This is a genomic window from Paraburkholderia dioscoreae (assembly GCF_902459535.1).
Taxonomy (GTDB): Bacteria; Pseudomonadota; Gammaproteobacteria; order Burkholderiales; family Burkholderiaceae; genus Paraburkholderia; species Paraburkholderia dioscoreae.
On the sequence record NZ_LR699553.1, the window covers coordinates 3,222,802 to 3,245,876 of the forward strand.

At 62.8% G+C, this 23,075-nt stretch carries 23 protein-coding genes and 2 tRNA genes; 13 read left to right on the plus strand and 12 right to left on the minus strand.

The features are described 5' to 3' along the window. Positions 1-15: 15 nt before the first annotated feature. Together PDMSB3_RS14375 and PDMSB3_RS14380 are read left to right on the plus strand one after the other, a co-directional pair. Complete coding sequence (locus PDMSB3_RS14375) at positions 16-1,593, plus strand: acid phosphatase (protein ID WP_007181043.1); 1,578 nt, start codon at positions 16-18, stop codon at positions 1,591-1,593. Between the two features lie 239 nt (positions 1,594-1,832). Then, complete coding sequence (locus tag PDMSB3_RS14380) at positions 1,833-2,216, plus strand: DUF427 domain-containing protein (RefSeq protein WP_165186707.1); 384 nt, start codon at positions 1,833-1,835, stop codon at positions 2,214-2,216. Positions 2,217-2,331: 115 nt separating this feature from the next. Here PDMSB3_RS14380 and PDMSB3_RS14385 read toward each other — a convergent pair. Then, positions 2,332-2,405, minus strand: a tRNA-Arg gene (locus tag PDMSB3_RS14385). Between the two features lie 294 nt (positions 2,406-2,699). Then, the gene (locus PDMSB3_RS14390; RefSeq protein WP_007181041.1) at positions 2,700-3,530 is read right to left on the minus strand and encodes an undecaprenyl-diphosphate phosphatase; all 831 of its coding nucleotides are present in this window, start codon (positions 3,528-3,530) and stop codon (positions 2,700-2,702) included. Positions 3,531-4,182: 652 nt separating this feature from the next. Here PDMSB3_RS14390 and PDMSB3_RS14395 point away from each other — a divergent pair. The 3 genes from PDMSB3_RS14395 (at position 4,183) to PDMSB3_RS14405 (ending at position 6,564) form a co-directional block, all read left to right on the plus strand. Then, a complete protein-coding gene (locus PDMSB3_RS14395) occupies positions 4,183-5,115 on the plus strand; it encodes an aldose epimerase family protein (RefSeq protein WP_165186709.1) in 933 nt (310 codons plus the stop codon). 220 nt (positions 5,116-5,335) lie between these two features. Beyond that, positions 5,336-6,028 (plus strand): peptidoglycan DD-metalloendopeptidase family protein, encoded by a 693-nt coding sequence (locus PDMSB3_RS14400; RefSeq protein ID WP_007181039.1) that lies wholly within the window; start codon positions 5,336-5,338, stop codon positions 6,026-6,028. Positions 6,029-6,237: 209 nt separating this feature from the next. Further along, positions 6,238-6,564 (plus strand): hypothetical protein, encoded by a 327-nt coding sequence (locus PDMSB3_RS14405; protein WP_007181038.1) that lies wholly within the window; start codon positions 6,238-6,240, stop codon positions 6,562-6,564. 247 nt (positions 6,565-6,811) lie between these two features. Here the strand turns inward: PDMSB3_RS14405 and PDMSB3_RS14410 are convergent, their stop codons facing one another. Beyond that, entirely contained in the window at positions 6,812-7,132 is a 321-nt protein-coding gene (locus PDMSB3_RS14410; RefSeq protein WP_165186711.1) for a hypothetical protein, read from the minus strand. A 280-nt stretch (positions 7,133-7,412) separates the two neighbouring features. Beyond that, positions 7,413-8,141, minus strand: coding sequence for a pentapeptide repeat-containing protein (locus tag PDMSB3_RS14415; protein WP_035517970.1), 729 nt, complete (start codon positions 8,139-8,141; stop codon positions 7,413-7,415). A 107-nt stretch (positions 8,142-8,248) separates the two neighbouring features. Between PDMSB3_RS14415 and PDMSB3_RS14420 the strand changes: the two genes are divergently transcribed. Both PDMSB3_RS14420 and PDMSB3_RS14425 read left to right on the plus strand, forming a co-directional pair. Next, positions 8,249-8,557 (plus strand): DUF2288 domain-containing protein, encoded by a 309-nt coding sequence (locus tag PDMSB3_RS14420; RefSeq protein WP_035518530.1) that lies wholly within the window; start codon positions 8,249-8,251, stop codon positions 8,555-8,557. Continuing rightward, complete coding sequence (locus PDMSB3_RS14425) at positions 8,554-9,921, plus strand: MATE family efflux transporter (RefSeq protein ID WP_007181035.1); 1,368 nt, start codon at positions 8,554-8,556, stop codon at positions 9,919-9,921. Before PDMSB3_RS14420 ends, PDMSB3_RS14425 begins: the two co-directional genes overlap by 4 nt. A 199-nt stretch (positions 9,922-10,120) precedes the next feature. Here the strand turns inward: PDMSB3_RS14425 and PDMSB3_RS14430 are convergent, their stop codons facing one another. Continuing rightward, a complete protein-coding gene (locus PDMSB3_RS14430; RefSeq protein ID WP_007181034.1) occupies positions 10,121-10,291 on the minus strand; it encodes a hypothetical protein in 171 nt (56 codons plus the stop codon). 180 nt (positions 10,292-10,471) lie between these two features. Between PDMSB3_RS14430 and PDMSB3_RS14435 the strand changes: the two genes are divergently transcribed. From PDMSB3_RS14435 to PDMSB3_RS14455, 5 genes are all read left to right on the plus strand, one after another. Further along, positions 10,472-10,645, plus strand: coding sequence for a hypothetical protein (locus PDMSB3_RS14435; RefSeq protein ID WP_007181033.1), 174 nt, complete (start codon positions 10,472-10,474; stop codon positions 10,643-10,645). Between the two features lie 362 nt (positions 10,646-11,007). Then, positions 11,008-11,166 (plus strand): DUF3309 family protein, encoded by a 159-nt coding sequence (locus PDMSB3_RS14440; RefSeq protein WP_007181032.1) that lies wholly within the window; start codon positions 11,008-11,010, stop codon positions 11,164-11,166. A 93-nt stretch (positions 11,167-11,259) separates the two neighbouring features. Beyond that, positions 11,260-11,336, plus strand: a tRNA-Pro gene (locus tag PDMSB3_RS14445). Positions 11,337-11,581: 245 nt separating this feature from the next. Next, complete coding sequence (gene sixA / locus PDMSB3_RS14450) at positions 11,582-12,040, plus strand: phosphohistidine phosphatase SixA (RefSeq protein ID WP_007181031.1); 459 nt, start codon at positions 11,582-11,584, stop codon at positions 12,038-12,040. Between the two features lie 311 nt (positions 12,041-12,351). Then, positions 12,352-13,164, plus strand: a complete 813-nt coding sequence (locus PDMSB3_RS14455; RefSeq protein WP_007181030.1) for a GNAT family N-acetyltransferase — start codon at positions 12,352-12,354, stop codon at positions 13,162-13,164. Between the two features lie 81 nt (positions 13,165-13,245). Here PDMSB3_RS14455 and ppx read toward each other — a convergent pair whose 3' ends face one another. Continuing rightward, entirely contained in the window at positions 13,246-14,871 is a 1,626-nt protein-coding gene (ppx, locus tag PDMSB3_RS14460; RefSeq protein WP_165186713.1) for an exopolyphosphatase, read from the minus strand. Between the two features lie 201 nt (positions 14,872-15,072). On the opposite strand from ppx, the gene ppk1 reads away from it, so the two are divergent. Beyond that, positions 15,073-17,136: a polyphosphate kinase 1 gene (ppk1, locus tag PDMSB3_RS14465; protein WP_007181028.1), complete on the plus strand. Its 2,064-nt coding sequence runs from the start codon at positions 15,073-15,075 to the stop codon at positions 17,134-17,136. Positions 17,137-17,385: 249 nt separating this feature from the next. On the opposite strand, the gene phoR is transcribed toward ppk1, so the two are convergent. From phoR to pstC, 6 genes are all read right to left on the minus strand, one after another. Beyond that, positions 17,386-18,699, minus strand: a complete 1,314-nt coding sequence (gene phoR / locus PDMSB3_RS14470; protein WP_007181027.1) for a phosphate regulon sensor histidine kinase PhoR — start codon at positions 18,697-18,699, stop codon at positions 17,386-17,388. A 135-nt stretch (positions 18,700-18,834) separates the two neighbouring features. Then, positions 18,835-19,536 (minus strand): phosphate regulon transcriptional regulator PhoB, encoded by a 702-nt coding sequence (gene phoB, locus PDMSB3_RS14475; RefSeq protein WP_006051991.1) that lies wholly within the window; start codon positions 19,534-19,536, stop codon positions 18,835-18,837. A 26-nt stretch (positions 19,537-19,562) separates the two neighbouring features. After that, entirely contained in the window at positions 19,563-20,267 is a 705-nt protein-coding gene (gene phoU / locus PDMSB3_RS14480; protein WP_007181026.1) for a phosphate signaling complex protein PhoU, read from the minus strand. A 28-nt stretch (positions 20,268-20,295) separates the two neighbouring features. After that, positions 20,296-21,144, minus strand: a complete 849-nt coding sequence (gene pstB, locus PDMSB3_RS14485) for a phosphate ABC transporter ATP-binding protein PstB (RefSeq protein ID WP_007181025.1) — start codon at positions 21,142-21,144, stop codon at positions 20,296-20,298. 17 nt (positions 21,145-21,161) lie between these two features. Further along, a complete protein-coding gene (gene pstA / locus PDMSB3_RS14490; protein ID WP_007181024.1) occupies positions 21,162-22,058 on the minus strand; it encodes a phosphate ABC transporter permease PstA in 897 nt (298 codons plus the stop codon). Beyond that, a complete protein-coding gene (gene pstC, locus PDMSB3_RS14495; protein WP_007181023.1) occupies positions 22,055-23,056 on the minus strand; it encodes a phosphate ABC transporter permease PstC in 1,002 nt (333 codons plus the stop codon). Before pstC ends, pstA begins: the two co-directional genes overlap by 4 nt. Positions 23,057-23,075 lie beyond the last annotated feature (19 nt).

Genomic DNA, 23,075 nt, shown 5'->3' on the forward strand with positions numbered 1-23,075 from the left:
GAGAAACCACATCAAATGAACAAGAAACTGATCTGCGCGACGCCTATCGCGATCGCAGCAGCGCTTAGCCTTTATGCCTGCGGCGGCAGTGAAGTCACGCAGCCGGACATCACCTCGATCAAGACGGTCGTGGTGATTTACGCGGAAAACCGCAGCTTCGACAACCTGTACGGCAATTTCCCCGGCGCGAACGGTTTGCAGAACGTGACGACGGCGAGCGCCACGCAGGTCGACCGCAACGGCACGCCGCTCGCGACGCTGCCGCAGGTGTGGAACGGCCTCACGCAAACCGGCGTGACGCCGGTGGTCACCCAGGCGATGACGGCGAATCTGCCGAACAGCCCGTTCGCGATCGACGACCCGAAGGGCTTCAATACGCCGATCACGGCCACCACACGCGACCTGTATCACCGTTTCTACGAGAACCAGATGCAGATCAACGGCGGCAAGAACGACAAGTTCGCCGCGTGGGCGGATTCGGGCGGTCTCGTGATGGGTCACTACACGCTCGATGCCGACAAGCTGCCGCTGTGGAAGATCGCGCAGCAGTACACGCTCGCCGACAACTTCTTCATGGGCGCGTTCGGCGGCTCGTTCCTGAACCACCAGTGGCTCGTGTGCGCGTGCACGCCGACCTATCCGAACGCAGACAAGAGCCCGGCGGCCGGTTCGATCTCGTCGGTGGAAAGCGACGGCGTCACGCTGAAGGTCGCGGGCAACTCGCCGGCTTCGGCGCTGAGCGGCCCGCCGAAATACGTGAATTCGGGCAACCTCACGCCTGACTTCTACGCGATCAACACGATGCAGCCGCCGTATCAGCCGAGCGGCAACAAGGCGGCAACGGGCGGCGACGCGAATCTCGCCGATCCGACCCAGGCCACCACCCTGCCCGCGCAGACGCAGCAGCATATCGGCGATCTGCTGAACAATGCGAAGGTGTCGTGGGCGTGGTACGGCGGCGCGTGGGGCGCGGCGGTGTCGGCGGCGCAGAACGGCACGTCGAATGTGATCTACGGTGCGAATCTGACGGCGCCGAACTTCCAGCCGCATCATCAGCCGCTCAATTACTTCGCCGATCTTGCGCCTGGCACCGCGAACCGCACGCAGCATCTGCTCGACGGCGGCCTGGCCGGCTCCGAGTTCATCAAGGCGATCGACACCGGCACGCTGCCGCAAGTGTCGTTCTACAAGCCGCAGGGCAACCTGAACGAACACCCGGGCTATACCGACGTGGCTTCGGGCGATCAGCACATTGCCGACGTGATTTCGCATCTGCAGAAGAGTCCGCAGTGGAACAACATGCTGGTCGTCGTGACCTACGACGAGAACGGCGGCTTCTGGGATCACGTGGCGCCGCCGAAGGCCGACCGCTGGGGTCCGGGTACGCGCATCCCGGCGCTGATCATCTCGCCGTACGCGAAGAAGGGTTACGTCGACCACACGCAGTACGACACCACCTCGATCCTGCGCTTCATCACGCACCGCTTCTCGCTGCCGACGCTGCCGGGTATCGCGGCGCGCGACGCAGCGCTCGTGAGCAACGGCAGCAAGCCGATGGGCGATCTCACAGGCGCGTTGGACATCCGGCCGTAAGGCAACGCGCGGTCGGTATCGGGCGGTCGGCGTTGAGCGTCAAGCAACAACACGCCGCCTGAGGGGAAGACTTTGACGGGCAGCTTCGGCTGCCCTTTTTTATGCCTGCCGCGCGGCGTCCGACGCATTTTCACGAGCGGCGTATGCTTCGACCCAAGACGCGATCGTCTCGTCGACGGCGGCTCAATACTGTCCGCCAGACATTGCAGGCTTGTTCACCCATTCAGGAGTTCGACAGCATGGCTGAAAAAACCATCAAGGTGCCCGGTCCCGATCATCCGATCACGGTCGAACCGGCCAAAGCGCGCGTGGTCGTGACAGTCGCCGGCAAGGTGATCGCCGACACGCAGAAGGCGCTGGTGCTGCGCGAAGCGTCGTATCCGGCGGTGTATTACATTCCGCGCAACGACGTGGAGATGACGCTGCTGGAGCGCACCGATCACGCGACCTATTGCCCGTACAAGGGTGATTGCGCGTACTACAGCATTCCGCTCGGCGGCGAGCGGACGCTGAACGCGGTGTGGACTTATGAGTCGCCGTACGCGGCGGTGAAGGAGATCGCGCAACATCTCGCGTTCTATCCGGACCGCGTCGATTCGATCGATGTGAAACCGGCAGCCTGACAGCAGTTGCCTGGCGAGGGGCGCGCGGTGTGCGGCTCCCGCTGAGGAGTGCCGGCGCGAGCCGCAGCAGGCCACGCGGCGTTGCGTGGCCTTGCTCACTCGCAAGCATGAAAAGTACGGCAGGAGGGACTCGAACCCCCCACCCTCGGCTTAGAAGGCCGATGCTCTATCCAGCTGAGCTACTGCCGTAATGACGTGAGGCGATGCAACAACGCACAGCATGCATCGCCCGCAATGAGAACCCGCTTCCGGGCATTGGACCCCGTGCATCAGCAAGCCACAAGGTTCGCGGAATACCGAAATTCTAACTGACCGGGCCGGAGACGGGAAATCCACACCCGCGCCGGGCAGACTACGCGAACCGGCGCGAACGCCGCCGCAAGTCATGGTCCTCAAACAGACGGGCCCGGCAGGTTGAGCCGGGCCCGGATTATAACCGATCGCTCCCTGCCCGCCAGCACGCAACGGACATGGCGAACGCCATCAGACCGGTTGCGGATGCAGCAGGAACCAGCCGAGGAACACGATCCCCGCAATCACGCAGTACACGCCGAACGAAGCCAGACGTCCGCGGCCTTCGAAATAGCGCATCAGGAAACGCACGCTGAGATACGCGGCGATCGCGGTCAGCACGCCGCCGAGCAACGCGTCCGCGAGTTGGCCCGGTGCATGGAACAGCTTCGGCAGTTCGAGCACACCGGCTGCGAAGATGATCGGCGTGCCGAGCAGGAACGAGAACTCCGCCGCCTTCTCCGCCGTCAGGCCGGCCGCATTGCCGGCGATCATCGTCAGACCGCTGCGCGAGAAGCCCGGAATCAACGCGCCGATCTGCGCGAGACCAACGAAAAACGCCTGACGGAAAGTCAGCTTCTCCGGCGCCTGATGCGCACGCGTACGTTGCAGGCGGTCACCGAACCACAGCAGTACACCGTTGACGATCAACGCGATCGCGACGATCCGCAAATCGTGAAAAATCCTCTCGAGCCGCTTTTCCAGCAGCAGTCCGACGAGACCCGCCGGAATCGTGCCGATGATCAGCGCCCACATCATGTGCGCGTCGTCGTTACGGCGCCCGCCGAACGACGCGAAGAAACCGCGCACCAGCGCGCACCAGCGCTTGCGGAAGTACCACAGCAGCGCGAACGCCGTGCCGAGATGCAGTGCGACGAGGAACGGCAGCAATTGCGGCGCGTGTTTGTCGATATGCATACCGAACAATGCGGGCACGAGCAGCGTATGGCCGAGGCTGCTCACCGGAAACAGTTCGGTGACGCCTTGCAGCACGCTCAGGAAAATGAGAAACGACAGGTTCACGCGGCAGATCCTTGTAAGGAGAATGTCGGGGACTTGCGCGCCGGACAAGGAATCTGCGGGCGCGTCAAAAGCGCACCGATTATGCCTGGCTGCAATGCCAGCGCCAAGCGTTTGCGCCGCGATAGGGGAAATATTGTGCGCCGCGTCACAACTCGAAACCGTTGTTACGCGGCGGAAAAAGAATAGGCGCCGTGAGTGGCTGCCTTATGTGGTCTGCAGAACGATTTGCCTGATGGGACGCTCAGCGGGCGGGTCGCCTGCCGGGCGCTTCTTGATGAGCGCACCGCGCAATATGGCGACTGCGGATCAGCGTTCGAGCTGGTAAAAAAAGTAGACCGTGCTTGTTGCGAACATGCCGAATAAAGCCACACCCATTGCCATTGCGAGATCCATACAGCCTCCTGAGCCGGTCTCGCCCGGTCGTCGAAGAAACCGGGCAGTCAGACGAATTATCAGAAGGATGGCCTTCCGGCGACACCCGCAATTTCCCCAGAAGGGTTTCCCCGTAGCGGAAAGCAGCGCAAAATCGTTCTTCTCGCGGCTCGACGCGCGGCGATTTCCGACGTTCAACAGCGCTCGCAGCGCCGCGATTGCACCGCCGGCGGGTCACCGTCCGCCCGCCTTCAACCTCTTACTGATCAGCCCATCGACCATGCCCCTCTCCCCGCAACAGGACATTCTCGAGATCGACCAGGACGCCTCCGTGCTCCGTTTCGCGCCGCAAGCCGGTGGCCGTCTGATGTCGTGGACGATCGACGGCGAAGCGGTCATCCATTGGCCGGAGCACGCCGACTGGAGCCAGCCCGCGCGGATTCGCGGCGGCAATCCGCTGCTGTTCCCGTTTCTCGGCCGGCACAGGGTGGACGGCAAGATCGGCTACTGGCGCGACGCCAAAGGCACCGTGCGCGAACTGCCGATGCACGGCTTTGCCCGCGACCTGCCGTTCGAAGCCCACGCCGACGTGCACGGCGCCGGCCTGCGCATGACCCTGACCGACAGCAAGGCGACCCGCCACGGCTATCCGTTCGGCTTCCGGTTCGAGGCCGCTTACTGTCTCGCGGATGCGCGCACGCTCGACGTCACCTTCACCACCACCAATACCGGCGACGCACGCCTGCCCTCGCGCCTGCCCTCGCGCCTGCCCTATTACGCCGGGCATCATTTCTACTTCACGCTGCCGCACACGCAGCGCGCCGCGACCTCGCTGGAGTTGCCGCGCACCGAGCGGCGCTATCAGCAGGACGACGGGTCGATCAGCGCCGCCGAACCCGGCGAAGCGCGCTATACGCTCGACGAGGCGCGCATTCACGATCGCTTCCACTGCCTCGCAGGCACGCCGGATCAACCCGTGCGGCTCATCGCGCCGGGTCTTGACCGGATCGTCACGATCGACCTGCAGCGGCCCGACTCGATACCCTGGTACGCCGTGACGACGTGGACCGAAGCCGCGGAATCGGACTTCTACTGTGTCGAACCCTGGCTCGGCCTGCCGGACGCGATTCACAACGGCATGGGTTTGCGCTGGCTCGAACCGGGACAAACCGAGGTCGCGGCGCTGCGCATCACCGTCGACAAACTGGGTTGATCGCGGGAATCCACACGTAGACTCGGCGCCGGATTTGAAGCGGGTTTTTGGGATCAGGTTCGCAGCGGGTTTCATCGCATTTCGTCGCACATCGCCCCGCGCGAGCCTGCCGCGCTGCCCGCTTTTCGTCTGCTGCAACGCAAAACCGTTAGAATCGGACGCTTTGTATCCACCTGCCGCGTGATCGGGATCGGCGCGCGGCAGCGCTTTGCGAGGTCCAATGCTCAGCAGAAGAAAAATGATGAAACGGCTCGCCTGCGCGTCGTTGGTGGCACTGCTCGCCGCGTGCGGGTCAGCACCGGTGGGGCCGGGCTTTTATCGGGTGGAACGGGGCGATACGCTGTCGAAGATCGCGCGCAGTAACCGGCAATCGGTGCAAAGCATCGTGCGCTGGAACAATCTGACCAATCCGGACAGCATCGAGGTCGGCCAGGTTCTGCGCGTCGCGCCGCCGGGCGGCGCTGTGCGCAGCAGCGGCAACGGCAGCGCTTCGCCGGCACCGCGCCCGGCGCCCGCGGACAGCGCGCCGCCCGCGGCGCCGGCTTCGACGATCTCGCTGGTATGGCCGGCCGACGGCACCGTCATCCGGCGTTTCGACGGCAGCAATTCGAAGGGCATCGATATCTCGGCCGCAGCGGGCACGCCCGTGGTCGCGGCGGCGCCCGGTACGGTGGTCTACGCGGGCAATGGCTTGCGCGGCTACGGCAATCTGCTGATCCTCAAACACAACGCCGAGTATCTGACTGCCTATGCGCACAACCGCGTGTTGCTGGTCAAGGAAGGCCAATCGGTCACGCGCGGCGAGAAAATCGCCGAGATGGGCGACACGGATACCGACCGCGTGATGCTGCACTTCGAACTGCGTTATCAGGGCCGTTCGATCGATCCGTCGCGGGCGCTGCCGCCTCGCTAAAGGTTGTCATCGAAGCGTGGACTGGCGGGCGGCTCGCCAGTCCCGATCGGGCTTGCGCCGTCCCTGTGCGCCCATGAAGCGCGCGTCGTCCCGTGTCTGGCACGCGCCGTGCAAGGCGGCCTTGGGAACCCGGCGTGCTATAAAACGCCCAATCAGGACATGACGTGGCCTCAGTCCACGCCCCTCTCCGTCATTTGTAAGGAACCTCTATGAAGAGCGTATGTGCGTCCGCCGCGGCGGCTGCGGCGATCGGTCTCGGCCTGCTGACGCTCGGCAGCCTTGGCGCCTGCTCCAGCACCACCACCATGACCTACCTGCCGAGCGGCGACACCGGCTTCGCAATCAACTGTAGCGGCAGCGACGCAAGTTCGAGTTGGGCTGAGTGTTACAAACGCGCGGGCGAAGTCTGCGGCAACTACGGCTACGAGGTCGTTTCGAAAGATGTCGACAACGGCGCGACTTCGGGCGGCACGGTCGGTGGGATCTTCGGCGCCAACGTGAAGAACCGGTCGATGGTGGTTCGCTGCAAGCAATAAAAAAAACGCAGCGCGGCGCGCAGGCGCGACCGCGCGGCCTAACGGCGGCGCCAGCGTCCCGAGCGCGGGTCGATGCGCGCGGCGAAGGCGAGCAGCACGCCGAGCGCGATCGGCCAGATGCCAAGGAAGATAAATAACCCTGTCATGCTCGGAGAAGGAAGAGTAAGTTTTCATGATCCGCCGCACGTGTGAATCCGCAGTGACTCGGGCGTGAATCCGGCGAAAAAAAGCCCGGCACGGGGCCGGGCTAACGGGGGTTCGGCGCATATCGGCAAAGGACCGGTTCACCATGCGCCAGAACGAAATCTAACAACCCGCTTTTACAAGCGCAATATATTAATTTCGCATGCAATGTGATGCGGCGTACGGATTCCGCGCTATGTGAACGGGAGAAGTCGGAAATAAACAGGCTCGATGCGCCCGGCGTTTCAACTGGAACGCCAGTAATGCGGCAATTCTCAATCGATGAATTGCCCGGCGCGCCGCATAGCGCCTGCACCTGGCCGAAAAACGCCGGCAAAAGCCTGAGGAAAGGCCGCTGACCGATTTCGACTAACCCGTCCAGCATGTTTCGGACGCTTTGCGTCTTGCGTAGCTTTAGTGCGCCAACGCACTCTTTCCGGCAATTGACGGTAATCGACAGATATTGGCCAGATCGAATAAATCAGCCGACTTCTTCACAAAAAAATTCGCGAATAGCGAAAATAATAAAAATCCCGAATCCACCGACAAATTGCGCGCCGGTAAATCGACTGGCATTAATCGCTCGACCAGTCGAATCATAATCACGGGCAGCAAATCGTTCAAGCTGGCCGAATGGCTAAAAAGCGGCAGCTCGGAACGCGCGTCTACATGACGCGCAAACCCAATTCGGTAACGAGCACGGCCGCCTGGGCATGCGAGATCGTCGCGCCCTTGAAGAGCGCTGCATCGACGAGCCGCACGCCGCTCAGGTCGGCTTCGCGCAGATCCGCGCCGTCGAAGCGCGCGCCCTTCAGATGCGCGTCCTTCAGGCTGCCGCCGTCGAAGATCGCCTCGCGGAAATCGACCCCGGCGAGGTCGGCGTCGGAGAAATCCAGCTGATGCAGGGTGGCTTTGCGAAACGACAGGCCGCGCAAATGTGCGCCGACCAGCAGGGTTTCGACGAAGCTCAAACCCAGCGCCGCACATGCTTCGAAATTGGCGCCGGTCAGCTTGCAACCGTGAAACGACGCCGAGGCAAGCTTGGCACGCCGCCAACTGGTGTTGTTCAGGTCACTTGACTGAAACTGCGCGTCGACCAGATCGGCCGACGCGAAATCCGCCTCGCGGCCACGACAGCGTACCCAGTGGGTATGCGAGAGGTTCGCGCCGAAAAACGAAGTCTCGACGATCGTGCAGCGATGAAACCCGGCGCCGCGCAGATCGAGCCGCGACAGATCCACGCCCTCGAAATCACAGTCGGTGAAACGGAGCGGCGCCTGATTGCCGGCGCCGCTCGCCGCGATGAGTTGCTCCACCTCGGCGCGCGTGAGCGTGGCGTCGGCCACGATCGGAGCTTGGGCACCCGCAGCCGGCGCCGTTGAATCGAAAGACATGAAGGTTAGAATCAGTTCCGGGAACCCCATAGCCTACCGGAACGGGCGCCGCGCTGGCGGCCCGCGCTGATGGTTTATAGTAACGGCCCCGTCAGAACATGCTTACGATGACTTCCAACGACGCCACCCATAGCCCGCTGTACGCCAAGCTGCTGGCCGAAACCGCCAAGATCGGCTGGCCCGAACTCGAACGCTTTTTTGCGCGCGGCATGCTGTTGCGCGTCGCGCGCGACCTCGACCTGGTGAGCGTTGCCGAAGCCATCGCCAGCGACGACACCACACAGGTCGCGCAATGGCTGTCCGCCGGCCTCGTCGAGCGTGTGCAGGCGGAAACCGCCGCCGACTTCGCCGCACGCGACCCGGATCTCTGGGCGGTCGTCGTCTCGCCGTGGGTGTGCGTGCAGGAACGCAATTGAGCGACGCCGCGCACGACGCGGACACGTCGGCAGCGGCGCCCGCCGTTCCCGTGCGCTGGCACCGCCGGGTGCTGGCGCTGGCTTTTCCCATCGTCCTCGCCAATCTGACGCAGCCGATTCTCGGCGCGGTCGACACGGCCGTCGCCGGTCATCTGGACGGCGCTTCGTATCTCGGCGGTGTGGCGCTCGGCGGCCTCTTTTTCAACTTCGTGTTCTGGGGCTTCGGCTTCCTGCGCATGGGCACCACGGGTCTGGTCGCGCAAGCGCACGGCGCGAACGACCGGGCCGGGTTGCGCAACAACGTCGTACGCGCGCTGCTGCTGGCGGCCGCGATCGGCGCCGTGGTGCTGGCGCTGCAAATGCCGCTGATCGATTACGCGTTGCGCGTGATCGGCGGCAGCGACGCGGTGCAACGCAACGCACGGCTCTATTGCCACGCGCGCATCTGGGCGGCCCCGCTCGCGCTCGGCAACTACGTCGTGCTCGGCTGGCTGCTCGGCACGCAGCAGGTGCGGCTCGCGTTGCTCTCGCAGGTGTTTATCAACAGTGTGAACATCGTGGCGGTGCTGCTGTACGTGTACGTGTTCGATTGGAGCGTGGCCGGCATCGGCGCGGCCACGGCCACCGCCGACGCACTCGGCTTCGTGCTCGGCGCCGCGCTGTTATGGTACGGCAGGCCGCGCGGCCTGCCCGCGCTGAACCGCGCCGCGTTGTTCGACGCGGCCGCCCTCAGGCGGCTGGTGGTGCTCAACCGCGACATTTTCATACGCACGGTGTGTCTGCTCTCGTCGTTCGGCTGGTTTGCGCATCTGGGCGCGCGGCAAGGCGACGCCACGCTCGCCGCCAATGCGCTGCTGCTCAATTTTCAGACCTTCATGGCCTACGGACTCGACGGCTTCGCGCATGCCGCCGAAGCGCTGGTCGGCGCGGCGATCGGCGCACGCGACCGGCATGCGTTCACCCAGGCGATCAAGGTGACTGCGCTGTGGGCCACACTCGGCGCGCTGGGGTTCTCGCTGGTGTATTGGGGCGCGGGCTCGTGGATCGTCGAACGTCTGACGGATCAGGCCGCCGTGCGCGCGACCGCAGAGATGTATCTGCCGTGGGCCGCGCTCTCGCCGGTGGTGTCCGTGTGGGGCTTTCTGCTCGACGGCGTGTTTATCGGCGCGACCCGCACGCGCGAACTGATGACGTCGATGGTGGTGTCGTTTGCGCTGTTCGTGGCGGCTTCGTGGGCCTTGCTGGCGCTCTACGGCAACCACGGCTTGTGGGCCGCGATGCTGCTTTTCATGGCGCTGCGCGGTCTCACGCTCGGCCGCTATGTGCCTGCTGTCGTACGCGGTATGGCCGGTGCAGCGGCATAAACGCTGCGCGTTTCGCATCGCGGCAACCAGTTACGGCTTGAAACAAGCGCACACATATCCGGCGCAGCGCTCGCCTAGAATGACTTCAGCCCGCGCTCTCCGCGCGAACAGTCTGCGCGGGTCAGAGGTGCCGGCGTGCCCGCGCCGGTGCTTCGCCTTTACCAGCCGGCAGGCTCGCCATGTCGTTTCCGGTCGGCGCTCAAGGCGTGACCGGCGCAGGCACCATCGCGGGCGGACGGGTGTCGGTGGGCACGCCGTGATAGTCGACGGGGTCGCGCGGCGGCGGTCCGCCGTGGTGGCCGGACGGGTCGTTCGCACAGCCGGCAAGGCCGGCAATCAGCAGCAACGCAGTCATCGGAATGCGGATCATAAACAGTGGTCTCCCGGTGCAGAACGAAAAGCGGCAGCTAGCCAGTGAGCCTGCTGCCGCGGGCGCCGAGAGTCTACCCGCAAAGCGCGTTCCGCGATGCCGCGGCAGGCAGGGGGCTCCTCCCATTTTGTCGTGCGTGACCTACTATGAAGTCACCGCCGCATGTCAAAGGAGGCTGCCATGGACGCTGAAACGATCGCGGGTCTGATCGGACTCGCAATAGGCCTGCTCGTGCTACTCGCACTGTCGATTTTCGAAGCGAGAACGTATCGGCGCGAACACGACGGCGAAGGCATGGTGCATCACTGGCTGACGCATCAGCATATGCCGCATTGGATGCGTCGCCGGCACTGAACGGGGAATTGGCCGCCTGGCGATAATGCAGGCAGCGGTCTTATCGTGGCAGGCGGGTTTGATCGCACCAGCGCGCTTGAAGCGAGCGCGGTGGTCATGCTTTGACACATTGTGCGATGACGGCCGCCATCGCCATCGCCACGCGAGTTTTTCCTGTGCGCCATTCGTGCTGTTGCGTCGTCTCCCGGCGCCCGCACGCACCGCACACCCCTTTTCCCTTTCGTCCCTTACCACCCTTTAGGCACACGCCTTGCTGATCTTCAGCCTGCAAAGGCGCGCAGGCTGCGCGTGGAGCGTCCCGGCGTGAATGCGCCGAACCAACCAGACTAACTGGCTTTAAAAGCTGGATAAGGAGAACCAGAATGACCATCGGAACCATACTGCTCATCGTGCTCATCCTCCTGCTGATCGGCGCGCTACCAAGCTGGCCTTACAGTAGCGGCTGGGGCTACCGCCCAACCGGAGTCCTGGGCGTCGTGCTGATCATCGTGATCGTATTGCTGCTGATGGGCCGCATATAACGCGGCCGAACTGCGCATTCGAGTGTTCGTTCCGGTCCGGCGCAAATCGTGATTGACTCTGGCACCCAATGCCACGTAGAATCTCGGATTCGTCGGAGCGTAGCGCAGCCTGGTAGCGCATCTGATTTGGGATCAGAGGGTCGAAGGTTCGAATCCTTTCGCTCCGACCACGAAAAGCAACATGAAACCCGCGTAGCCTTCGGCTTCGCGGGTTTTTGCTTTTTGGGTTCGCCCTTGCGATATGCGGTGGCGCTTGCAGGCGGTGGCGCTTACAGTCCTCCCAAAAATACGTCCGCCTGAATGATTCGCCTGAACCATCGCCTTGCGGCCGCACGACGCCGCATGCGACAGTGATCGAAACCCGGCGCATGCCTGAGCAGGCTCAAGCGCCGCAACCAGAGTCAAGGAGACACGCATGGATCTGATTCTCTGGCGTCACGCCGAAGCCGAAGACATTGCCAGCACCGACCTCGCGCGAGCGCTCACCACCCGGGGCCGCAAGCAGGCGCAAAACGTCGCCAAATGGCTGCGCACGCGGCTGCCCGACGACGCCCTCGTGCTCGCGAGTCCGGCTGTGCGCACCATCCAGACCGCCGAGACCTTGAGCGACCAGTATCGCGTCGTACGCGAACTCGCGCCCAACGCGAGCGCGGACAATGTGCTGGACGCAGCCGGATGGCCTGGAGGCGTCGCGCAAACGGTGGTGATAGTCGGCCATCAACCAACGCTCGGCCATGTTGCCGCGCGTCTGCTCGGCAATAGCGAAGCAAGCTGGCCGCTCAAGAAAGCCGGCGTATGGTGGATTGCAAGCCGTGAACGCGACGGCGACGACCAGGCCGTGCTGCGCGCCGCGATAAGCCCCGATCTGGTCTGATCCGGTTCAACCGGGCCTGCGCCAGCCCACACGGCGCACGAACGCTGCCGCGCCGCTCGCATCGGTCAGGCACCTCATCTCACTGCGCCGGGACCACATCGTCCCGGCGCTCCAACCGCGCCGGACCAGCGCGCCACTCCCCGCCTTTCGCGCGGGAACAACACTTGCCGACACCAGTCGCGAGATTACAAGCCGCAGGCACGCAGCTTACGCACAGTCATCCAATCGTCATGGCTTTGCCATGCGAGCGTCACCAGGCGTTACTACATTGGCGAAAAAAGAAATCTCCCTTTTTTCGACCAGGATCCCCCATGCGAGAACTGCCGACGCCTACCCTGCCCCTCGCTTCGATCTTCGAGTCGCGCCGTCTGCCGCGCGCCGAAGAAACGGTCACCGCCCAGCATCGTCTGCAGGTTACGTGGGCGCGTACCGACGAAGAACTGCGCGAGGCTCAGCGTCTGCGCTACCGCGTGTTCGCCGACGAAATGGGCGCACGCCTGACGGGCCCTGCGGGGCTCGACGTCGATCCGTTCGACTCCTACTGCGATCACCTGCTGGTGCGCGATCTCGACACGCTGAAAGTGGTCGGCACGTATCGCGCGTTGCCGCCGCATCAGGCCGCGCGCATCGGCCGCCTGTATGCGGAAAGCGAATTCGACGTGTCGCGCCTGACGCACCTGCGCGCCAAGATGGTCGAAGTGGGCCGCTCATGCGTGCATCCCGACTATCGCAGCGGCTCGGTGATCATGTCGTTGTGGGCGGGCCTCGCCGCCTACATGAAGCACAACGGCTACGAGACGATGCTCGGCTGCGCGAGCGTCGCGATGGTCGACGGCGGCCACTATGCGGCGAATCTGTATTGCTCGGTGCGCGACAACGCGCTGACGGCGCCGGAATATCGCGCGTTCCCGCACACGCCGCTACCGGTGGATGAATTGCAAACGGGTGCCGAAGTGGCACCGCCGCCGCTGGTGAAGGGCTATCTGCGGCTCGGCGCGAAGATTTGCGGCGCACCGGCATGGGATCCCGACTTCAATACCGCGGACTTTCTGACGCTGTTCCGTTTGTCCGATATCAATGCACGTTACGCTCGCCATTTCCTCGGCGACGCCTTGCCGCGCTGAACGGGCTAACGGCCGTAAAAAAAGCCCGGCGACATGCCGGGCTTTCTCATTCATGCGCCTCGCACGAGGCTTTAAGCGGCTTCAATCGTCCGTATAGACCACACGATACGGAATGCCAACCTTTTCCCACTCCGCGGCCTCCTGAATCAGGCTGTAGTCGGTAAGCGGATTGTTGCCCACCCACTCGTTCGGCAAACGCGCCTCATAACCATTGTTGACCTGTGCCACCGAAATTCCCGGCAAGCCGACATCGGCACGCCGACGGCACAGCAGCGCCGCGAGTCGCAGGCAGAACAATAGCGGCCACTCCACTTCGCGCGTTTGCGAGAGCTTGCCGAGTTTGCCCGCATGGCCGAGCACGAGCGCGGCGAGCCGCGCCTGGTCGGTGCGCGAAAAGCCTGGCATATCCGCGTTGCTGGCAATGTAGGCCGAATGCTTGTGATACGCGCTATGCGAGATGGACAGACCAATTTCGTGCAACGCTGCCGCCCAGCCGAGAAACATGCGGTTTTCCGCACGGCGCTCCTCGTCGGGTTCCGCGAACTGATCGTAAAAGCGCACCGCGAGTTCGCCGATACGCCCCGCCTGCGCCCGATCCACGCCATAGCGGCGCATGAAGCCCTCCACCGTCACCGTGCGCATGTCTTCGTGTTGCGAGCGGCCCAGCAGGTCGTACAGCACGCCCAGACGCAGCGCGCCGTCCGTGGTGTCGACGTATTCGACGCCCAGTTCGTCGAACACCGCGATCATGATCGACAGGCCACCGGCCAGCACCGGAATGCGATCGCCCTTCAGCGCGACGAGCTTCAGCCGATTGACGTTCTCCGCCTTGATCAGCGCGCGTTTGAGCCGTTCGAGCCCACCGCGCGAAATGCCGTGCGTGATGCCCGCGTCGTTGAAGCCGTTCGCCTCGACCAGTTCAGCGAGCGCGCGCGCCGTGCCCGACGAGCCGATCGCCTGCTCCCAGCCGGTTTTCTTGTACTCGGCGGAAATGATCTGGATTTCGCGCCCCGCGGCAAGCTCGGCCTGGCGCATGGTGTATTCGTCGACATTGCCGGCCGGGAAAAATGCACGGCTATGGCTCACGCAGCCGATATACAGGCTCTCCATCTTGATCGGCGTGTAGTGCGAACCGATGATGAATTCCGTCGAGCCGCCGCCGATATCGACCACGAGGCGTTTGCCGGGACTCGCGGGCACGGAGTGTGCGGCCCCTGCATAGATCAGGCGCGCTTCTTCACGTCCGGCGATCACTTCGATCGGGAAGCCGAGCGCGGCTTGCGCCTCGCCGAGAAATTCGCCGGCGTTCTTGGCGATGCGCAGCGTATTGGTGGCGACCGCGCGGACGTGATCGGGATGAAAGTCGCGCAGACGCTCGCCAAAGCGCTTGAGCGCGTCCCAGCCGCGCACCTGCGAAGCGCGGTCGAGCATCTTGTCGCGCGACAGGCCAGCGGCAAGACGGACCGGTTCGCGCAAGGCGTCGACCTGATAAATCTGGCTGCCCGCGTCGGTTTCCTCGACCCGGCCGACGATCAGCCGGAAGCTGTTCGAGCCGAGATCGACGGCAGCGAGGAGTTGTGGCGTAGTGACCATCGAGTAAGCGGACTCCATGCGCGCAAGCGCGGCGGCGGTGGATGCATTGGGAGCCGGATGTCCATTCGACGCCCTGGACGCCTTCTGGCCGGCCGCGCTGTTCAAAGACACCATTCTAAGCGTACCGGACCTCACGATGTCACCTCGCAGCGTTGGGGGGAACTATGGTCCCATATGAACTGCGTCATATTGACGACACGCAGCGAATCCGGCGTAAAATTTAAAAGATCGAGAATGTCATAACAACGTCATCATACTGTGAGAATTTCCGAGCGTCTTTCCGCCTCTCTTCCTGACATTCCATTCTCGCTGCCGATGTCCATCCGCTACCCCTTATTGAATCGCGAGCTGGGCATTCTGGGTTTCAACGAGCGTGTGTTGGCACAAGCTGCCGACCCAGCCGTCCCTTTGCTCGAACGCCTGCGCTTCATCTGCATCACCAGTAGCAATCTCGACGAATTCTTCGAAGTCCGCATGGCCGGACTGCAGGAGCAGATGCGCGACAACCCCGGCGCGCTGTCGCCGGACGGCATGTCGCTGCAGCACGTGTACGACCTCGTGGTCGAACGCGCGCAGAAGCTCGTGCATCGTCAATACACCATGCTGCACGACACGGTGCTCACCGCGCTCGAAGCGGAAGGCATCTATTTTCACGGCACCGAAGCGTGGAACGAAGCGCAGACCGAATGGGCGCGCAACTACTTCTTCGACGAACTGTTGCCGGTGCTCACGCCGATCGGTCTCGATCCGGCGCATCCGTTTCCACGCGTGCTCAACAAGAGCCTGAACTTCGTGGTCGAACTGGAAGGCAAGGACGCGTTCGGCCGTCAGGCGATGATGGGCATCGTGCAGGCGCCGCGTGCGCTGCCGCGGCTCGTGCGCATGCCGCAAGAGCTATCCGGCTACCCGCATGGCTTCGTGCTGCTGAGTTCGCTGTTGCAACGCTTTGTCGGCGAACTGTTTCCGAATCTCGTCGTGCGCAGTTGCAATCAGTTTCGCATCACGCGCAACAGCGAACTGTTCGTCGACGAAGATGAAATCACCAACCTGCGGGTCGCGTTGCAGGGTGAGTTGCCGGCTCGGCATCTAGGCAACGCGGTGCGGCTCGAAGTGTCGGCGGAAACGCCCACACATGTGGTGCGGCGCCTGCTCGACGAAAGCAGCCTTTCCGACAAGGACTGCTATTACGCCGACGGCCCTGTCAATCTGGTGCGGCTGATGCAGTTGCCGGAGATGGTGGACCGCCCCGATCTGAAGTTCGTGCCGCACATTCCCGCCATTCCGCCGCAGATCGCCAACAGCGCCAGCATGTTCGACGTGATCGATCAGGGCGACGTGCTGCTGCATCATCCGTACGAGAGTTTTCAACCGGTGCTCGAACTGTTGCTGCAAGCCGCCAAAGATCCGAACGTGGTGGCCATCAAACAGACCATCTATCGCACCGGCACCGATTCGCCGCTGATGGACGCGCTGATGCAAGCCGCGCGCAACGGCAAGGAAGTCACGGTGGTGGTCGAACTGCTCGCGCGCTTCGACGAAGAAACCAACATCAACTGGGCCTCGCAGCTCGAAGCGGTCGGCGCGCACGTCGTGTACGGCGTAGTCGGCCACAAGTGCCACGCGAAGATGATGCTGATCGTGCGGCGCGTGTCGACCGGCGGCAAGACCACGCTCAAGCGTTACGTCCATCTCGGCACCGGCAACTATCATCCGCGTACGGCGCGTCTTTACACCGACTTCGGCCTGATGACCGCCGATCAGAAAATCTGCGAAGACGTGCATCACGTATTCCAGCAACTGACCGGCATTGGCGGCGAACTGAAGCTGCACGAGTTGTGGCAGTCGCCGTTCACGCTGCATCCCAAACTGGTCGAGGCGATTCGCGCCGAAGCCGAGCATGCGCGCGCCGGCAAGAAAGCGCGCATTGTCGCGAAGATGAACGCGCTGCTCGAACCCACGGTGATCGCCGAGTTGTATGAAGCCGCGCAGGCCGGCGTGAAAATCGATCTGATCGTGCGCGGCGTGTGTTCGTTGCAGCCGGGCGTGGCGGGCCTCTCGGAGAACATCACCGTGCGCTCGATCGTCGGGCGCTTTCTCGAACATCACCGCATCTTCTACTTCTACGACGACGGCCGGGAACAGGTGTATCTGTCGAGCGCCGACTGGATGGACCGCAATTTCTTCCGGCGCGTGGAAGTCGCGTTCCCGGTCAACAACCGGCGCCTCAAGCGGCGTGTGATCGCCGAAGGTCTGTCGGCATTTCTCGGTGACAATCAGTCCGCCTGGCTGATGCAAAGCGACGGCCATTACCGGCGCCGCCGACCGGGCAAGTCTTCGCGCAACGCGCAGATGAGTCTGCTGGGGAAATTCTGTTCGTGATGATCAGGCTCGCTTCGGCGAGTTGTGAGTTGGCAACAACACTCGCCACACGCCGTCGAGCACGTTCCTTCCCGCGCTTTGAAAGGAGCTTTCCCGGCGGCGGGCAACGTCAGCCCCAAAATCACCTGCATGCGGCAATTCAGGACGGAGATGGTATCCGCTCATGATTTGAGTCGATTAAACGCTCAATCGACTCACGGTGGGCTACGCGAGCATACCGACGAACCAATGCAAACGATACATGGGCGCTCAAACCGGCGCCGGTTGCCGGCGCGCCGTGCGATACACCGGAAAGCGCACCGTGAACGTGCTGCCGCGTCCCTCTTCGCTCTTCACGTCGAGCTGTGCGTCGTGACGCTGCAGCACATGTTTGACGATCGCAAGACCGAGACCCGTGCCGCCGGTGTCGCGTGAACGGCTACGATCGACGCGATAGAAGCGCTCGGTCAGCCGCGGAATGTCCGCAGTGGGAATCCCCAGTCCACTGTCCGTCACGGAAAACACCGCATTGCCGCCTTGTGCGTGCCACGACACCCGGATCGCACCGCCGTCCGGTGTATAGCGGATCGCATTCGTGACCAGATTGCCGAATGCACTGAGAATTTCCGTTTCAACGCCCGTGACGGTGAGTCCTTCGTCGACATCGAATACGATCTTGTGATGATCGCTCGACAGGCTCTGCGCGTCGTCGCGCAGATGCCGCAACACCGCGCGCATGTCGATCATCTGATCGCTCGGCGGCTTGTTGTCGCCTTCGAGTTTGGCGAGCACCAGCAGATCGTTGACGATATGGCGCATGCGCGAAGCCTGTTGCTCCATCAGTTCGAGATAGCGTGAACGTTCACCCTCGCTCAGCGGCAACTCGCGCATGGTCTCCAGAAAACCGGAGAGCACGGTGAGCGGCGTCTTCAACTCATGCGAAACATTGGCGACGAAGTCGCGCCGCATCGCGTCGGTCCGCTCGAGTTCGGTGATGTCTTGCGAAAGCACCAGCTTGCGGTTCTCGCCGTACGGAAACACCTGCACCGAGAGCACGTTCTGACGCTTGTCGCCCATGCCGCGCATGATCAGCATCTCTTCGTACCGATGCGAATTCAGGTAACGGACGAAATCGGGCTGACGCACCAGATGCGTGATGTGCTGGCGCAGATCGCGCTTCGCATCCAGCCCGAAATGGAGTTCGGAGATGGCGTTGCACCACTCGATCTGGTCATGATCGTCGAGCATCGCCACGCCGTTCGGCGAAGCCTGGATCGCCTGGATGAAACGCGAATGCTGCTGCTCGACCTGGCGCACCTGGGCGTGCCAGCGCTTCGCGAGCTTGTGCAAACGGTAGTAGATTTCGCCCCAGATGCCGGGAGCGCTCGGCACTTCGCCGTAGACTGGCGCGTCGAGCAAACGCCACAGACGCTGTTTATGGAAGGTGCTGAAGACGCTCTGCGCGAGCAGCATGATAATCGCAAGAACGAGCGCTGTCTTGACGTTCACGAGTGCGCCGACCACCACGCACAGAACAGCCAGCAGCACGACCGACACGATGGAGCGCGCCCAGATGATGTTCATGGTCTAGCGATCGAAGAGAAAAGCCCATGCACCGGAATGTGAATCACGGCGCCTGACATTGCGAAGGGTGACAAAGCGTTGCGACGATGACGTATCCCGCGCGTGCGGCCCGCACGCCGCAACCGTGAACGTCGCTCAGGCGCTCTTCGCGAGCCGGTAGCCGCTGCCGCGTACCGTCTCAATCATAGCATCGCAGCCGGCCGGCTTAAGCGCTGCGCGCAGACGCTTGATATGCACATCGACCGTACGCTCTTCGACGAATACGTGATCGCCCCACACCTGATCGAGCAATTGCGTGCGGCTGTGCACGCGCTCCGGATGCGTCATGAAGAAATGCAGCAGACGGAATTCGGTCGGGCCGAGATCGAGCTTGATCTCGCTGCCTTCGGCATGCGCGGCCACACGGTGGGTTGCCGGATCGAGCTTCAGACCGTTGATCGCGACCACGTCTTCGGTCAACTGCGGAGCACGGCGGCGCAACACCGCCTTGATGCGCGCCATCAGCTCTTTCGGCGAGAACGGTTTGGTGACGTAGTCGTCGGCACCGATTTCGAGGCCGAGCACCTTATCCTGCTCGTCGCCGCGCGCGGTCAGCATGATGATGGGGATATGCTTCGTGCGCTCGTTGTTGCGCAGATCACGCGCGAACGCAATGCCCGATTTTCCCGGCAGCATCCAGTCGAGCAGGACGAGGTCGGGCAATACGTCGCTGATCAGGTTCTGCGCCTGCTCCGCGTTGTACGCGCGAATCGGGCAGTGTCCGGCGTGTTGAAGATTGACCGAAATCAATTCGGAAATGGCGGGCTCATCTTCAATGACGAGAATGCTGCTGGGCATCGGCACCTCTGGTCCTTATATCTGGATTAACTGAGTGCTTCGCGTTCGAGCGCGTCGCGTGACTTGTGCCGCACGTCCGTACCCTTGACGATGTAAATGATGAACTCCGCGATATTCTTCGAATGGTCGCCGATCCGCTCGATCGCCTTGGCGATGAACAGAAAGTCGAGGCCCACCGAGATCGAACGCGGATCTTCCGTCATGTACGAGATCAGCTTGCGCACGAAAGCGCGGAACTCTTCGTCGATTGCCTTATCGTCGCGCACGATCTGCGCGGCGGCGACCGTGTCGAGGCGCGCGAACGCGTCCAGCGCGCGGCGCAGAATCGACACCGCCATTTCGCCCGACAGCTTGATTTCCGCGATGTTGATGGTGCGCGAAGCGCCGTCTTCCATCAAACGCTTGGTGCGCTTGGCGATCTTTTCGGCCTCGTCGCCGGCACGCTCGAGATTCGTGATGGTCTTCGAAATCGCGATCAGGAGGCGCAGGTCACGCGCGGCCGGCTGACGGCGCGCGATGATGTTGCTGCACTCTTCGTCGATTTCAATTTCCATTGCGTTCAGGCGTTCTTCCGCGGCGATCACCTGTTCGGCGACGTCGAGATCGAAATCGTTGAGCGCCTGCATGGCCTTGACGATCTGCGATTCGACCAGGCCGCCCATTTCGAGCACCTTGGAGGAAACCAGATTCAGGTCGGCGTCGAACTGGCTGGACAGGTGTTTGTCGGACATGTCGTACTCCCTTTTTTAGCTCGGCGACTTAGCCGAAGCGGCCAGTGATGTAATCCTCGGTTTCCTTGCGGACCGGCTTGATGAAGATCTTTTCGGTGTCGCCGAATTCGATCAACTCGCCGAGGTACATATAGGCAGTGTAGTCCGAACAGCGTGCCGCCTGTTGCATGTTGTGCGTGACGATCACCACCGTGTAATCGCTCTTCAGTTCGGCGATCAGCTCTTCGATACGGCCCGTGGAAATCGGGTCCAGCGCCGAACACGGCTCGTCGAGCAGCAGCACTTCCGGACGGATCGCGATTCCGCGCGCAATGCACAGACGCTGCTGCTGGCCGCCCGACAGACCGTAGCCGCTCTGGCCGAGCTTGTCCTTCACTTCATTCCACAACGCGGCCTTGGTCAGCGCCCACTCCACACGGTCGTCCATTTCCGAGCGCGGCAGCGTCTCGAACATCTTCACGCCGAACGCGATGTTGTCGTAGATCGACATCGGAAACGGCGTCGGCTTCTGGAACACCATGCCGATCCGTGCGCGCAAGAGCGAAATATCGCGCTTGGTGGTCAGCAGGTTTTCGCCGTCCATCAGGATCTCGCCTTCGGCGCGCTGCTCCGGATAGAGCGCGTACATCTTGTTGAGTGTGCGCAACAACGTGGACTTGCCGCAGCCCGACGGACCGATGAAGGCGGTCACCTTGCCTTCGGGAATCTGCAGGTTGATGTTCTTCAGCGCGTGATACTTGCCGTAGAAGAAATTCAGGTCGTTGATCTCGATCTTCGGGCGCGACGGCGCTTGCGATTGACCGCTCTGGGCGGGGTCGAAACCGGCGGGCGCGGTGGGACGCGCGATCGGATTGAGTTGAGTTTCTGCCATATTCATCGGATTACACTCCGCCCTTACTTGTTCGTGAAGATCGTGCGCGCGAGGATGTTCAGTCCCAGCACCGCGAGCGTGATCAGGAAGACGCCGGCCCACGCGAGCGATTGCCACTGCGCGAACGGGCTCATCGCAAACTTGTAGATCGTGACCGGCAGGTTCGCGACCGGCTGGTCCATGTTCAGCGAGAAGAACTGGTTCGACAGCGCCGTGAAGAGCAGCGGCGCGGTTTCACCCGCGATACGCGCCACGCCGAGCAACACGCCGGTGACGATACCCGCGATCGAAGCCTTCAGCGTGATCGACAGCACCATCTTCCACTTCGGCGTGCCGAGTGCGAAGGCTGCCTCACGCAACGCGTTCGGCACCAGTTTCAGCATGTTTTCCGTGGTGCGGATCACGATCGGAATCTGCAGCAACGCAAGCGCGAACACGCCGGCCCAGCCGCTGAAGTGGCCCATCTTCGCGACAACCAGTGCGTACACGAAGAGACCAACTACGATCGAAGGCGCCGACAGCAGAATGTCGTTGATAAACCGCGTGAAGCTCGCGAGCCAACCCCTCTGGCCGTATTCGGCGAGATACACGCCGGCCAGAATGCCGATCGGCGTGCCGACGAACGTGGCGAGCCCAACCAGCATCAGACTGCCGACGATCGCATTGGCGAGGCCACCGCCGTCGGTGTTCGGCGGCGGCGTCGATTGCGTGAACAGTTCGACGGACAAACCGCCCACGCCGAGGCGCAAGGTCGTGTACAGAATCCAGATCAGCCACACCAGACCAAACGCCATCGCGGCGAGCGACAAGGTCAGCGCGACCGCATTCTTCATGCGGCGGCGGCCTTGCAGACGTACGCGCATGGCTTCGAGCGCGGCGGCGTCGGTCGAACCCGGCATATTCAAAGTGGGCTGGCTCATTTCGCGCCCTCCCCTTTTTCGAGGCGAAGCAGCATGATCTTCGAAATCGCCAGCACGATGAAAGTAATCACGAACAGAATGAGGCCGAGTTCCATCAACGCCGACGTATGCAACCCCGGATCCGCTTCGGCGAATTCGTTGGCGAGCGCCGACGTAATGCTGTTGCCCGGCGAAAATAGCGACACGTTATCGAGCAGATTGGTGTTGCCGATCACGAACGTCACGGCCATGGTCTCGCCGAGCGCGCGGCCGAGGCCCAGCATGACGCCGCCGATCACGCCGCTCTTGGTGAAGGGCAGCACGATCTTCCACATGACTTCCCACGTCGTGCAGCCGATGCCGTAAGCCGACTCTTTCAGCAGTACCGGCGTGACTTCGAACACGTCGCGCATTACCGATGCGATGTACGGGATGATCATGATCGCGAGGATGACCCCGGCGCACAGTATGCCGATGCCGATCGGCGCGCCCTGAAACAGCGCACCGACTACCGGAATGCCGCCGAGCACGGCGCCGAGCGGCTTTTCGAACCACGTCGCGAAGATCGGCGCGAACACGAGCAGACCCCACATGCCGTACACGATCGACGGAATCGCGGCGAGCAGCTCGATCGCGATGCCGAGCGGCCGGCGCAGCCACGCGGGCGCGAGTTCAGTCAGGAAAAGCGCGATGCCGAAGCTGACGGGCACCGCGATGATGAGTGCAATGATCGAGGTGGCGATCGTGCCGTAGATCGGCACCAGGGCGCCGAACTGCTTGCTGGGTGGATCCCAGTCGGCGGTCCACAGGAAGCTGAGACCGAATTGCCTGATCGACGGCATGGACGCGACGATCAGCGAAACGATGATGCCGCCGAGCAGCAACAGGGTGACGATGGCGGCGAGGCGCGCGAGACCGCCGAAGATCACGTCGCCGGCTCGGCTGGGCGCTTTCTGCTGCGATGCGCTGCCGGGCGGGGTGGACCTGCTCGCGCCGGACGCTAATTGGATATCGGACATGAGAGCCTGATGGACCTGT